The organism is Microbacterium oleivorans (assembly GCF_001691565.1).
Classification (GTDB): domain Bacteria; phylum Actinomycetota; class Actinomycetes; order Actinomycetales; family Microbacteriaceae; genus Microbacterium; species Microbacterium oleivorans_B.
Map to the genome: position 1 here is coordinate 1674842 of NZ_MAYO01000003.1, position 13527 is coordinate 1688368.

Sequence of the window (13527 nt, forward strand, 5' to 3'; positions counted from 1 at the left end):
CGCGGGGTGCGCCCACGGCAGGAGCTCACTTCACGGAACCGGTGCCGAGTCCGTTGCGCCAGAAGCGCTGAAGCAAGAGGAAGGCGATGATGAGGGGCACGATCGAGAGGAACGCGCCGACCAGGACGTAGGTGCGCAGCTCGGGGATCTGGTTGAGCTGCGTGTTCCACGTGTAGAGGCCGTAGGTGACCGGGAACAGGTCCTGGCTGCGGAGCATGATCAGCGGCAGGAAGAAGTTGTTCCAGATGGAAACGAACTGGAACAGGAAGATCGTGACGAGGGCCGGGGCCATGAGCCGCGTCGAGACGGTGAAGAACGTGCGGACCTCACCCGAGCCGTCCAGGCGTGCGGCTTCGATGAGCTCGTCGGGCACCGACGACGAGGCGTAGATGCGGGCGAGGTAGACGCCGAACGGGCTCACGATGCTCGGCAGGAGGACCGCCCAGAACGTGTTCGTCAGGTTGACCTGGCTGAACAGCAGGAACAGGGGCAGCGCGAGCGCCGTCGCCGGAACGAGCACGCCGCCGAGGACGATGTTGAAGAACGCCTCGCGGCCGCGGAAGCGGTACTTGCCGAGTGCGTAGCCCGCCATGCCGGCGAACACGGTCGCGAGCAGTGCACCGAGCCCGGCGTAGCCGAGGCTGTTGAGCAGCCAGCGGAAGTAGATGCCGTGGTTGTAGGAGATCAGATCGCCGATGTTGGCGAACAGGTTCCAATCGGCGAACCACAGCGCGTTGGTGGTCAGGAGCTGACCGCGGTCCTTCGTGGAGGCGATGAACAGCCACCAGATCGGGACGAGGAAGTAGAGGGTGAAGATGCCCATGATGAGCAGGGCCGCACCCCGCGACAGGATGGACTCCCGCGGCCCGCGGGTCTTCGGGAGGTCGGTCGCCAGGGCGCCGTTGGTACGGGTGAGGAGGCTCATTGCTCGGCCTTCCGCTGGGTGAGCTTCAAGAACGCGAACGACAGGACGCAGGTGGCCAGCGCCAGGACCACGGAGAAGGCCGCAGCGAGGTACGGGTTCGGCACCGCGCTGGTCGCGTAGATCGTCATGTTCGGCGTGAACGAGGACGAGACCGCCGTGCTGAACGAGCGGAAGACCTGCGGCTCGGCCAGCAGCTGCAGCGTGCCGATGATCGAGAACACCGCGGTCAGGATGATGGCGGGCGCCACCATGGGGATCTTGATCGACCAGGCGATCCGGATCTGCCCGGCGCCGTCCAGGCGCGCGGCCTCGTAGACCTCGGCGGGGATCGCGAGGAGGGCGGAGTAGATGATCAGCATGTTGTAGCCCACGAACACCCACGTCACGACGTTGGCGATCGACCAGAGGACCATCTCGGGCGAGAGGAAGTCGACCGAGTTCGTGAGGCCGGTGAACGGCGACAGGTTCGGCGAGTACAGGAAGCCCCACATGATCGCCGCGATGACGCCGGGGACGGCGTACGGCGCGAAGAAGGCGAGACGGAAGAACCGCTTGCCCTTGAGGACCGGCGAGTCCAGCAGCAGCGCGAACAGCAGTGCGAGGCCGAGCATGACCGGCACCTGCACGACACCGAACAGCAGCACCCGGCCGACGGACTCCCAGAACGGCGCGTTCTGGAACACCTGGATGTACTGCGTCAGTCCGCCGAACACCTCGGTCGGCTCGCCGTACAGTCCGTCGCGCTGGACGACCAGCAACGACTGCCAGATGGCGTAGCCGATGGGCAGCAGGTAGAAGAGCAGGAAGAGGATGCCGAACGGTCCCAGGAAGACCGCGATCGCCCCCTTGTGCGGGGTCTTGGCCCGCGGGATCCGCTTCGCGCGCGGCGGCTTCGCCGACGAACGCGTCACGAGGACTTCCGTGGCGGTCATGCAGCCGCCTCCTCTCTGATGATGCGCACCGCACCGGCGGGCACGGTGGCGCGACCGGCGACGGGCGTGCCGGTCACGAGGTCCACGCCGTCGGAGTCGACGTGGACGTCGGTCTCGCCGTGGTTGATCACGAAGAGATAGGACGCGAGCTCCCCGCGTCGGCGGACGATCTCGAGATCGCGCGAGCGGGGCTCGACGACTGCGGCAGGAGCCACTCCGGCCGCCGCGGCGACACGCGCGACGAGGTCACGGTAGTCGGCTTCGCTGGGAAGCGTCGCGAGGTACCATGCGGCACCCTGCCCCCAGTCGTTGCGGGTGAGAGCAGGCATCCCCGCAGCGGGACCGTCGGTGAAGGATGCCTCGACCTCGGCGGTGACGGTGCGCGAGCGCTCGGACCACAGCCGGGCCGTCGAGCCGTCGCTCAGGGTCAGCGAGACCTCCGGAGCGACCGGCGCGAACTCCTCGATGTGGAGACCGAGCGCCTCGCGGAGCGGACCGGTGTAGCCGCCGGTGTAGACCCGATCGTTCTCGTCGACGATGGCCGTCGAGAAGGTCACGAGGGCGGTACCCCCGTCGCCGATCCAGGCGGTCAGGACCGCGGCATCCGCTTCGCTCATGAGGTGGAGCCCCGGGACGACGACCATGCGATAGTCCGAGAGGTCCGCGCCCGGCGCCACGACGTCGACGGTCAGCCCGTTCGCGTGCAGCGCGCGGTACGAGGCGTGCACCTGGTCGAGGTAGCCGAGAGCCTGGCTCGGGCGGGTCTCGCTCTGGGTCGCCCACCACGACTCCCACGAGAAGAGGACGGCGACCTCGGAGACGACGCGGGAGCCGGCGACCTCGGCGAGTCGCTCGACGATGCCGCCGAGCTCGACGACCTCGCGCCACACGGCGGAGTCCGTCCCGGCGTGGGGAAGCATCGCGGAGTGGAACTTCTCGCTCCCCTGCACCGACGCGCGCCATTGGAAGAAGCAGACGCCGTCGGCGCCGCGCGCGACGTGGGTGAGCGAGTTGCGGATCATCTCACCCGGTGCCTTGGGCTTGTTGAGCGGCTGCCAGTTGACGGCGCCGGTCGAGTGCTCCATGAGGATCCACGGGGATCCCTGCGCGAGGCCGCGGGAGAGGTCCGCGGCGAACGCGAGCTCGGACCGCGGGTCGCCGAGGCGGTGATCGAGGTAGTGGTCGTTCGCGATGACGTCCATCTCGCCCGCCCACGACCAGTAGTCGAGGTTCTCGATGTGGGCGGTCACCATGAAGTTCGTCGTGATCGCGATCTCACTGTGAGCGCGGATGGCCGCCGCCTCGGCGCGGTAGTGCGCGAGCAGGGCGTCGCTGCTGAAGCGGTGGTAGTCGAGCATCTGCCCGGGGTTGCGGCTGGACAGCGTCGCTTTCGGGGTGAGGATCTCATCCCACTCGTAGTAGCTCTGGCTCCAGAACGCGGTCCCCCACGCACGGTTGACGGCCTCGACGGTGCCGTAGCGGTCCTGCAGCCACGCGCGGAAGGCGGCGGCGCTCTCGTCGCAGTGGCAGAGGGCGTTGTGGCAACCGAGCTCGTTGGAGACGTGCCAGAGCGCGACGGCGGGGTGCGAGCCGTACCGCGCCGCGACGGCGTCCACGAGCGCGAGAGCGGCGTCGCGATAGACGGGTGAGCTCGGGCACCACGCCTGACGCCCGCCGGGGTACCGGCGCGTGCCGTCCTCGACGACGGGGAGGATCTCGGGATGGGCGGTCGTCAGCCAGGCCGGAGTCGAGGCGGTGCCGGTGCCCAGGTTGATCCGGATGCCGGCGGCGTGCAGCCGGCCGACGATGTCGTCGAGGCGGGCGAAGTCGTATTCACCGGCGCGAGGCTCGATGTGCGCCCAGCCGAAGATGTTGATGGCGACCAGGTCGACGCCGGCGTCGCGCATCAACGCGATGTCCTCGTCCCAGACGTCGGGCGTCCACTGTTCGGGGTTGTAATCACAACCGAACGCGATGCCGTCGTGCGCGAAGGGGCGGGCGGGGACCGACATGTTCTCCTCTGAATCCTGTGAACGTGCACAGGATCAAGCGGTGTTCCTCCGCGTTGAGGCTCTGTGAACGTGTACAGAGTAGGCAGAGCAAATCGCGGATGTCAACACGACCCACGCCCCGGCCCGGATTTGCGCGGAATCGCGGGAAGAGGGGTATCCGCTCCGCAGCGACTCGCTCTCCCCGGGGACCGCGGAGAGTGTGTGCGTGCACATACGATGAACGCGTGAGCAGCGACCGCACGGATGTCATCGGCCGACGTCGTCGCGCGACCGTCAAGGACGTGGCCACCGAGGCGGGGGTCTCGCGCGGGACGGTCAGTCGCGTGCTGAACGGCCAGCCCTATGTCTCGGACGAGGCCCGCGAGGCCATCGAGGCGGCGATCGCGAAGGTGGGGTTCGTCCCGAACCGCGCCGCGCGCAGCCTCGTCATGCAGAGCTCGCAGGCGATCGGGCTCATCGTCCACGAGCCCCATTCCCTCTTCGTCGAGGATCCGAACATCGGCTCGATCCTCCTCGGCGCGAACGCGGCGCTGTCGGAGGCGGACTACCAGTTGTCGTTCATGATCGCCGACACCACCCGCGACATCGAACGTCTCGCCCGCTACCTGAGCGGCGGTCTCATCGACGGCGTCATCATCGTCTCGGCGCGCGTAGGCGATCCGATCACACGCGCGGTGGCCGAACTCGGCCTCCCCGCCGCCTTCGTCGGTCACCCTCGCGACATCGGCGACGCGGCGTACGTGGCGATCGACAACCGCGGCGCGGCGCGCGAGATCACGAACCGCCTCGCTGCGACGGGCCGCCGCCGCATCGGGATGATCGCCTCGGCCCTCGACCGCGACTCGGGCTCCGACCGACTCGCCGGCTTCGTCGACGCCCTCGGCAACCGGTTCGACCCGCAGCTCGTCGAGCGGGTGCCGCTGTACTCCTACTCCGACGGACAGGACGGCATGCGCGCGCTGCTCGAACGTGCGCCCGACATCGACGGCGTCTTCGCCTCGAGCGACGCCGTCGCCGCCGGGGCGATGGACGTCCTGCAGGCGGCCGGCCGCGTCGTGCCGGACGACGTCGGCATCGTCGGATTCGACGACAGTTCGTGGGCTCTGCGGTGCGACCCGCCGCTCTCGACCGTGCATCAGCCCGCCGGGGAACTCGGCCGCGCGGCGGCGGAGTCCGTGCTCCGTCAACTCCGCGGCGAGGCCCCGGGGACGAGCGGGCGCGTGCTCGACTGTCCCGTCGTCTGGCGCGCTTCCGCCTGACATCCGTCGCGGCTTGACGCCCGTCGGTGGTGGAGGCGTGCACATATGCGCACGTTGCACGCGTCCCGTTGACAGTGCCGACATCGCGGTGCCACTCTCTGTGTGCACGTTCACAGCACATTCATGCTCGATGCCGTGAACGTGCACAGTCACACCGGGCAGCGACGCCCGGCATCCCACAAGGAAGTAGGAGTCCGTGAATCCTCACGCCCCTCGACGGCGCCGCCTGGCCGCCGTCACCGCCGCGGCCGCGGTGGCGGCATCGCTCTGCATCGCGACCCCCGCTCTGGCCGCCCCCGCGGTCGGACCGACGGCCGCCAGCACCTCGACGACGAGCGCCAGTGTGTCGCTCGACCTCGGCGGTACCTGGAAATTCGCGACGGGCGACGACCCGTCCTACGCCTCGCCGGAGTTCGACGACTCGTCATGGCAGGACATCACCGTGCCGGGGGACGGCACCCCCTTCGCTGATTACGACGGCTTCGGCTGGTACCGCCTGACGTTCACCCTGCCCGCGGATGCCGCCGGCACGAACCTCGTCGCATCGCTCGGCTTCCTCGACGACGTCGATGAGGCGTACCTCAACGGAAAGCGGATCGGCGGCTCCGGCACGATGCCGCCGGCCGCGAGCAGCCAGTGGTTCGAGAAGCGGCTCTATCCCGTCCCCGCCGACGCGCCGAACTTCGGCGGCGAGAACACCCTCGCGGTCCGCCTGTACGACATGAACGGCGGCGGCGGCTGGTACGAGGGTCCCGTCGGGATCTATTCGAAGGATGCCGTCCGCGCGAACGTCTACGGCATCACCGGAGCGCGCGCCTCGGCCGCGCAGTCCGAGGCGGTCGCGGCCGTCCTCGACGCCCAGCGGAAGGCCCTCGCCGCCGGCGACGTCGACGCCTACCTGAAGACGCTCGACAAGACCTACTTCCACGACGGCCGGTCGAAGGATCGCCGCGCCCGCGAACTCCGGGACTGGATGACCGAGTCCGGCACGCTGACCCTCACCGACAGCGAGGTCGAGGTCGTCATGGGGGAGGACGGCGCTCTCGTCGTCGACACGAACCGGACGATCTCCGGCACGCGCGACAGCGAGCCCTACACGTTCCAGCCCTCATCGCAGCAGTTCCTCCACATCGACGGGTCCACGCTCCGCGAGACCGGAAACGATTCCCGGTTCTTCCGCGAGACGGTGGACTCCGAACTCGAAGGACAGCCGCGCGAGTTCGCGACATACCTGCCCCCGTCCTACCTGAGCGAGCCCGACCGCGAGTACCCGGTCGTCTACCTGCTGCACGGTATCAACGGCGGCAGCCGCGAATGGGAGCCGCGCGACATCGACGACGTCCTCGACGGCCTGTGGAAGCAGGGTCTCGCCGAGTCGATCGTCATCATGCCCGACGGCGAATCGCTCTGGTACTCCGACCAGCCGAACGGCGGCACCCCGTGGCGCAGCATGTTCCTCACCGAGATGGTGCCCCTCGTCGACAAGGAGTACCGCACCCTCGAGGGGCGCGACTTCCGCGCCCTGACGGGTGTCTCGATGGGCGGCTTCGGCGCCTGGTCGCTGGGGCTCTCGAACCCCGGCATGTTCTCGTCGATCGCCTCGCACATCGGTTCGCTGAGCTACTCCGGCTCGGCTCTGCCCACTCCGCTGAAGCAGGCCGGTGACATGACGGCGGCGCAGCTGAAGAAGTTCGACCTCTACTTCGACGCGTGCGAGTTCGATGAGTACCGCTTCGACGACGCGGCTCGCTCGATGGACACGATCCTCACCGGCAAGGGTGTGCCGCACACGTGGGCCGTCTACCCCGAGGGTCGCCACAACGACGCCTGCTGGATGCCCCACCTAAAGGATTCGTTCGGCGTGCACTCGACGCACTTCCGCGAGGCCGGCCTGCGCGAGGACTACGTGAAGCCCGAGATCAGCGTCCCGGCATCCACCACCGTCCGCTTCGGTTCGACTTTCGACCCTCTCGCGGGGGTGACCGCCCGTGACGCCGTCGACGGCGACGTCACGGCGTCGGTGAGGGTCCGCGGCACGGTCGACACGACGACGCTCGGCACGTACACGCTGCGGTACGTCGTGAAGGATGCCGCGGGCAACCGGGCCCGTGTCGACCGGGTCGTCACGGTGACACCCGCCGCGCTGGCCGCCGGCACGCCGACGGTCTCGGGGACGGCGAAGGTCGGCTCCACGCTGACGGCGAAGCCCGGCACGTGGACGAAGGGAACGGTGTTCGCGTACCAGTGGATGCGCGACGGCTCGCCGATCCGCGGCGCGGTCACGGCGACGCACCGACTGACCGCTTCCGACGCGGGGGCGCGCATCTCGGTGCGTGTGACCGGCACCCTCACCGGGTACGCGACCGCGGCGAAGACCTCGGCTGCGACGGGGAAGGTCGCCAAGGGGACCCTGCGCACCGCGCCGCCGATCATCACGGGCACGGCCAAGGTCGGCAAGACCCTCACCGCGCGCCCCGGCTCGTGGACCGAGGGAACGCGGCTGGCCTATCAGTGGCTGAACAACGGCAAGCCGATCGCCGGTGCGACGAAGGCGACCTACACGGTCGCACGCGGCGACCGCGGCGACGGGATCTCGGTGCGCGTGACGGGCAGTCTCGGCGGCTACGACACGGCGAGCCGGACCTCCGGAACCGCCCGCATCGCCCGCTGAATCGGCAGCGGCGCGGAATGCGCCGCGCCCGGCCGGGGTTGCAGTGTTCGTTATGAGCACCGCGACCCCGGCCCTTTCCGTTCTCGACCTCGTCCCCGTCCGCACGGGGCAGACCAGCAGCCAGGCGATCTCCGCGTCGATCGCGGTGGCTCAGCGAGCCGATGAGCTCGGCTATCGGCGGTACTGGTTCGCGGAGCACCACAACATGCCGGCCGTGGCCTCGACGACGCCCCCGGTCCTCATCGCGGCCACCGCCGCTCGGACCCGCCGCATCCGCGTCGGTTCCGGTGGTGTCATGCTGCCCAACCACTCCCCGCTCGTCGTCGCGGAGCAGTTCGCGGCGCTCGAAGCCCTCGCGCCGGGACGCATCGACCTCGGCATCGGGCGGGCACCGGGCTCGGACCCGGTCATCACTCAGCTGCTCCGCCAGTCGGGGACCACGAGCGATGTGGAACGCTTCCCGAACCACGTCACCGACATCCGCTCGCTGGTCTCGCCCGACGGGGCGACGCTTCGCTTCACGTCGGGCGGCACCTACAACGTGACCGCCACGCCCGCCTCGACGAGCGCTCCCGAGGTGTGGCTGCTCGGGTCGAGCGACTACTCAGCGCAGCTCGCGGCGGGCATGGGCCTCCCCTACGTCTTCGCCAACCACTTCTCCGGCGATGGTCTCGAGCGCGCTCTCGACCTCTACCGCGGCCAGTTCCAGCCGTCCGAGACGCTCGACGCGCCTCGGACCTTCGTCACGGCCAACGCGGTCGTCGCCGACACCGATGACCAGGCTCGCGCCGCCGCCCTGCCGCAGGCCCGCATGATGGCCCGGCTGCGGGGCGGAAAGCCGCTCACCGCGCTCGAGACCGTCGAGCAGGCCGCGGCAGCCGAGGCATCCGATTCCCTCGCCGCGCCCGTCTTCGACGCGATGATGACGCGCTGGTTCGTGGGGACCGGGCCTGACGTCCGCGCGCGTCTGGCGGAGTTCGCGGCCCGCCACGGCGTCGACGAGGTCATGGTGTCGCCCGTCGCCGGCGCGACCGATGCCGAGCCGATGGACGCTGCGCCGTCCCGCATCCGGACGTTGGAGCTCCTCGCCGCCTGAGGCGCCGGGTCAGGCGCCGGGTTCGCCGGAGACGAGGCCGCGGAGCCAGTCGCGGGCCTCGACGAAGACCTCGTCGGAGTACCGCTCGGGGTAGCGGACGATCGCGCGGTCGGCGCGCGGGTACGACCCGAGGTACAGGACCCGCGGCGAGAAGCGGCGCAGGCCCAGGAGGGCGTCGGCCATCCGCTCGTCCTCGATGTGCCCGTCGGCGTCGATGACGAACCGGTATCGGCCGAGTTCATCGCCGATGGGCCGCGATGCGAGCAGCGACAGGTTGATCCCGCGCGTGGCGAACTGTTCGAGGAGCTCGAGCAGGGCACCCGGGTGATCCTCGGGCAGCTCGACGATGAGCGAGGTCTTGTCGGCGCCGGTGGGCGCGGGCGGCGGCGCGGTGCGGCTCACGAGGACGAAGCGCGTGACGGCGTGGGCGTTGTCGCCGATCTTCTCGGCGAGCAGCTCGAGGTCGTACAGCTTCAGGATGCCGGGCGGGGCGATCGCGGCGTCCGCGTCGATCACGCCGTCGACGATGCCGACGGCGGCGGCGACGTTGCTCGCGGCGGGGATGTGCGAGTGCTCGGGCAGTGCCTGGGTCAGCCAGGTGAGGCACTGCGCGTAGGCGACGGGGTGAGCCGCGATCACCGAGACGTCCTCGAGACGGACGCCGGGCTTCGCGACGAGCACGAATTCGACGGGCACGAGGTACTCCCCCACGATCCGCAGGCCCGGGACGGTCGCAAGGGCGTCCTGGGTGGTCGAGACGCCACCGTCGACCGAGTTCTCGATCGCGATCATCGCGGCATCCGATCGACCCTCGATCACGTCGGCGAGTGCCTCGCCCACGTTGCGGACGGGTCGCCAGTTCTGGTCGCGCGCTTCGGGAACCTGCGCGAGAGCGGCTTCGGTGAAGGTGCCGGCGGGGCCGAGGAAGCTGTACGTGCGACGGGTGGGGGCGGCCAGGGGCTCGGATGTCACGCGGACAGCCTAGTGGGCACCCCCATGAGCCCGATTGCCCGCGGCACACGCTGACGACGCCGGATGCCGCTGACCAGCACGCCCCCGACGAGGACCGCCCCGCCGATCACCTCTCCGAGGCTCGGGGCCTCGCCGCGCAGCAGCGCAGCCGAGGCCATCGCGACGACGGGTGCGAGCAGGATCCAGGGCACGACGGCTGCCGACGGGTTGCGGCCGAGCAGTCCGTTGAAGACGGCGTACGCGAACAGCGTGCACAGGCCCGCGGTGTAGAGGGTCGAGATGACGGCCTGGGGCCCGATGGCGGCGAGTCCTGCTCCGATCGCGGCGGGACCGTCGACGACGAACGACAGGGCGAGCGCGGGGATCGGCACGACCAGCGACGACCAGACCGTCAGCGACAGCGTGCCGCCGCGGCCGATCCCGGTGACGACGCCCGCGCGGCGCGAGATCACGTTGCCGACGGCCCACGACAGCGCAGCGGCGAGCGCGAGGCAGACGGCGAGGACGGGAGCGTCGCCGCCGCGGAAGAGCGCGACGATGGCGAGACCGACGACGCCGAGTCCCACCCCGATGATCTGCATCGCGGAGGGGCGCTCGCGCAGCGCGATCGCGGCGATCACGATCGTGAAGACCGCCTGCGCCTGCATGAGGAGCGCGGCGAGTCCGGGGCTCAGCCCCAGGGCGAGGGAGGTGTAGAGCAGCGCGAACTGGCCGAGGCTCATGAACAGACCCACTCCGACGATCACGCGCCACCCGGTCTGCGGCCGGGGCACCACGAGGACGGCGAGCGCGACGACGGCGAACCGGATCGCCGCGAACAGCAGGGGCGGGATGCCGCTCATCCCCCAGTCGATGACGACGAAGTTCAGGCCCCACAGCGAGGCGACGAGAGTGGCGAGGAGCATGTCACGGCGGGTCACCGGACCAGTCGACCGCACTGCATCCATGAAGGACAAGCGATCATTTGACCACGCGAATCGGTAGCATCGCTTCATGATCGATCTCGAGGCCGTCGTCTCCCTCCGCGCCGTCGCCACGGAGGGGAGCGTCGCCGCCGCTGCGACCTCGCTGGGCTTCACACCGTCGGCCGTGTCCCAGCAGATCAAGCGCCTCGAGCGCGACACCGGCGTGGCGCTGCTCGAGCGGGTAGGGCGGGGTGTCGTGCTCACCGAGTCCGCGACGCGCCTCGTCGTCTCGGCGACGCCGATCCTCGCCGATCTCGAGCGCGTGCGCGCCGATCTCCACGGGGGCGGCGAGCCCGACCGGGTCGCCGGCGAGATCCGCATCGGCGCGTTCTCCACCGTCGTCCGCGGCGTGATGGTGCCCCTCATCGCGGACCTCGGCCGGCGGCATCCGGATCTGCGGGTGCCCCTGCGAGAAAGCGAGCCGTGGGAGACGGTCGCCCTCGTCGCGTCCGGTCAGCGCGACCTCGGCATCGTGCACCGCTGGGGGAACGTCGCCCTCTCCATCCCCGACCACCTCGTCGAGACCCCGCTGTTCACGGATGTCGCCGACGTGATCCTGCACCGGAGCCACCCGCTGGCGGACCGTACCGAACTGCGCCCCGAGGAGATCGGCGGCGAGCCGTGGGTCGCGACCTTCGAGTCGACCATCTGCCGCCAATGGCTTCGACGCCTGTTCGACGGCGTCGGCGGAGCGCCTCGGATCGTGCACGAGTCGATGGAGTTCGAGAACCACCTCGAGATCGCCCGGGCCGGGATCGCCGTCGCGCTCGTCCCCCGGCTCGGCCGTCCTACCCTGGGGCCCGACCTCGTGGCGATCCCGACCGTCTCGCCGGAGTCCATCCGCGAGGTGTCGGCGATCCACCGGCGGACTATGTCGGACTCCCCCGCCCTCCTGACGGTTCTCGACGCCCTGGCCGAGCGGGCCGAGGGGATGACGACGGATGCGGGGCGCCTGCCCGCCTGAACAACCGATACGGATCCGCGACACGCAGGCGCTCACATCCCACTTCCCTGGCAGACTGGGCGGATGAGCCGCGCAGGACAGCCCGCCGAATCCTCTGATCTCATCGATGTGGACGCGCTGATCAACGCGTACTACGACCTGAAGCCCGATCCGGCGGTCACCGCCCAACGGGTCGCGTTCGGCACGAGCGGCCACCGCGGCTCGTCGCTGTCGCGCGGCTTCAACGAGGCGCACATCCTCGCCACGACCCAGGCGATCGTCGACTACCGCGCGGCGCAGGGCATCTCGGGCCCCCTCTTCCTCGGCCGCGACACGCACGGCCTCTCACTGCCGGCGGAACAGACCGCGATCGAGGTCCTCGTCGCGAACGGCGTCGACGTCCGCGTCGACAGCCGTGATTCGTGGGTGCCGACGCCGGCCCTCAGCCACGCGATCCTCACGTACAACAAGGGACGCGATGAGGCGGATGCGGGTCGTGCGGACGGCATCGTCGTCACCCCCTCGCACAACCCGCCGCGCGACGGCGGTTTCAAGTACAACCCGCCGCACGGCGGTCCGGCCGACACCGACGCCACCGGCTGGATCGCCGACCGCGCGAACGAGCTCATCGAGGCCGGCCTCGAGGGCGTCAAGCGGGTCCGCCACGCGGACATCGACGACGCGACGCTCGGCAAGTACGACTTCCGCGAGGGCTACGTCGCCGACCTCGCCTCGATCATCGACACCGAGGCGATCGCCCGTGCGGGCGTCCGGATCGGCGCCGACCCGCTCGGCGGCGCCTCGGTCGAGTACTGGGCCCTCATCGGCGAACGCTACGGCCTCGACCTCACCGTCGTGAATCCCGAGGTCGACCCGACCTGGAAGTTCATGACGCTCGACTGGGACGAGAAGATCCGGATGGATCCGTCCTCGCCCTCGGCAATGGCCTCCCTCGTCGCCCGACGCGATCAGTTCGACATCCTGACGGGCAACGACGCCGACGCCGACCGCCACGGCATCGTCACGCCCGACGCGGGCCTCATGAACCCGAACCACTTCCTCGCCGTCGCGATCGACTACCTGTACGCGCACCGCGAGGGGTGGCCGAAGGATGCCGCGATCGGCAAGACCCTCGTCTCGTCGATGATCATCGACCGCGTCGCCGCCTCGCTCGGCCGGACCCTCCTCGAAGTCCCCGTCGGCTTCAAGTGGTTCGTCCCGGGGCTCCTCGACGGCTCCGTCGCCTTCGGCGGCGAGGAGTCCGCGGGCGCCTCGTTCCTCCGCAAGGACGGCACGGTCTGGACGACCGACAAGGACGGCATCCTGCTGTGCCTGCTCGCCGCTGAGATCCTCGCGGTCACGGGCAAGACGCCCTCGCAGCGCTACGCCGAGCTCGAGGCCGAGTTCGGGGCATCCGCCTATCAGCGCGTCGACGCCCCCGCCTCTCCCGAGCAGAAGGCCGCGCTGTCGAAGCTGTCGGGCGACGCCGTGTCGGCGACCGAGCTCGCCGGCGACCCGGTGACGGCCAAGCTGTCGCACGCCCCGGGCAACGGCGCCGCGATCGGCGGCCTCAAGGTGCAGACCGAGTTCGCCTGGTTCGCCGCGCGCCCCTCGGGCACCGAGGACGTCTACAAGCTGTACGCCGAGAGCCTCAAGGGCCCCGAGCACCTCGCGCAGGTGCAGGAGGAGGCCCGCGCCGTCGTCGCGGCAGCGCTGGGATCCTGACCGCTCGCAGCGCTGGGCTCGAGGGCA

General features: G+C 70.1%; 10 protein-coding genes. 5 read left to right on the forward strand and 5 right to left on the reverse strand.

Annotated elements, in window-relative coordinates; all coding sequences use genetic code 11:
- Nucleotides 1–25: 25 nt before the first annotated feature.
- Genes BBA86_RS10900 through BBA86_RS10910 form a run of 3 tightly spaced genes read right to left on the reverse strand, consistent with a single transcriptional unit; the run spans nucleotide 26 to nucleotide 3869 of the window.
- Nucleotides 26–925 (reverse strand): carbohydrate ABC transporter permease, encoded by a 900-nt coding sequence (locus BBA86_RS10900; protein WP_065571586.1) that lies wholly within the window; start codon nucleotides 923–925, stop codon nucleotides 26–28.
- A complete protein-coding gene (locus tag BBA86_RS10905; RefSeq protein WP_065571587.1) occupies nucleotides 922–1857 on the reverse strand; it encodes a carbohydrate ABC transporter permease in 936 nt (311 codons plus the stop codon). Before BBA86_RS10905 ends, BBA86_RS10900 begins: the two co-directional genes overlap by 4 nt.
- Nucleotides 1854–3869, reverse strand: coding sequence for a beta-galactosidase (locus BBA86_RS10910; protein ID WP_065571588.1), 2016 nt, complete (start codon nucleotides 3867–3869; stop codon nucleotides 1854–1856). Before BBA86_RS10910 ends, BBA86_RS10905 begins: the two co-directional genes overlap by 4 nt.
- 224 nt (nucleotides 3870–4093) lie before the next feature.
- Between BBA86_RS10910 and BBA86_RS10915 the strand changes: the two genes are divergently transcribed.
- From BBA86_RS10915 to BBA86_RS10925, 3 genes are all read left to right on the forward strand, one after another.
- The gene (locus BBA86_RS10915; RefSeq protein WP_065571589.1) at nucleotides 4094–5128 is read left to right on the forward strand and encodes a LacI family DNA-binding transcriptional regulator; all 1035 of its coding nucleotides are present in this window, start codon (nucleotides 4094–4096) and stop codon (nucleotides 5126–5128) included.
- 196 nt (nucleotides 5129–5324) lie between these two features.
- Complete coding sequence (locus BBA86_RS10920; RefSeq protein WP_141677861.1) at nucleotides 5325–7799, forward strand: alpha/beta hydrolase-fold protein; 2475 nt, start codon at nucleotides 5325–5327, stop codon at nucleotides 7797–7799.
- A 52-nt stretch (nucleotides 7800–7851) separates the two neighbouring features.
- A complete protein-coding gene (locus BBA86_RS10925; RefSeq protein WP_065571591.1) occupies nucleotides 7852–8895 on the forward strand; it encodes an LLM class flavin-dependent oxidoreductase in 1044 nt (347 codons plus the stop codon).
- Between the two features lie 9 nt (nucleotides 8896–8904).
- On the opposite strand, the gene pheA is transcribed toward BBA86_RS10925, so the two are convergent.
- Entirely contained in the window at nucleotides 8905–9867 is a 963-nt protein-coding gene (pheA, locus tag BBA86_RS10930; protein WP_065571592.1) for a prephenate dehydratase, read from the reverse strand.
- Nucleotides 9864–10787 (reverse strand): EamA family transporter, encoded by a 924-nt coding sequence (locus BBA86_RS10935; RefSeq protein ID WP_065572268.1) that lies wholly within the window; start codon nucleotides 10785–10787, stop codon nucleotides 9864–9866. The genes pheA and BBA86_RS10935 overlap by 4 nt, the downstream gene beginning before the upstream one ends.
- Before the next feature lie 73 nt (nucleotides 10788–10860).
- Between BBA86_RS10935 and BBA86_RS10940 the strand changes: the two genes are divergently transcribed.
- Entirely contained in the window at nucleotides 10861–11796 is a 936-nt protein-coding gene (locus tag BBA86_RS10940; RefSeq protein ID WP_065571593.1) for a LysR family transcriptional regulator, read from the forward strand.
- Nucleotides 11797–11859: 63 nt separating this feature from the next.
- Nucleotides 11860–13500: a phosphoglucomutase (alpha-D-glucose-1,6-bisphosphate-dependent) gene (gene pgm / locus BBA86_RS10945; protein WP_065571594.1), complete on the forward strand. Its 1641-nt coding sequence runs from the start codon at nucleotides 11860–11862 to the stop codon at nucleotides 13498–13500.
- Nucleotides 13501–13527: the final 27 nt, after the last annotated feature.

Excerpts from the sequence above, each read along its gene's own strand:
- pgm (WP_065571594.1), top strand. The coding sequence starts at position 11,860 with ATGAGCCGCGCAGGACAGCCCGCCGAATCCTCTGATCTCATCGATGTG.
- BBA86_RS10940 (WP_065571593.1), top strand. The coding sequence starts at position 10,861 with ATGATCGATCTCGAGGCCGTCGTCTCCCTCCGCGCCGTCGCCACGGAG.
- BBA86_RS10925 (WP_065571591.1), top strand. The coding sequence starts at position 7,852 with ATGAGCACCGCGACCCCGGCCCTTTCCGTTCTCGACCTCGTCCCCGTC.
- BBA86_RS10905 (WP_065571587.1), bottom strand. The coding sequence starts at position 1,857 with ATGACCGCCACGGAAGTCCTCGTGACGCGTTCGTCGGCGAAGCCGCCG.
- BBA86_RS10900 (WP_065571586.1), bottom strand. The coding sequence starts at position 925 with ATGAGCCTCCTCACCCGTACCAACGGCGCCCTGGCGACCGACCTCCCG.
- BBA86_RS10910 (WP_065571588.1), bottom strand. The coding sequence starts at position 3,869 with ATGTCGGTCCCCGCCCGCCCCTTCGCGCACGACGGCATCGCGTTCGGT.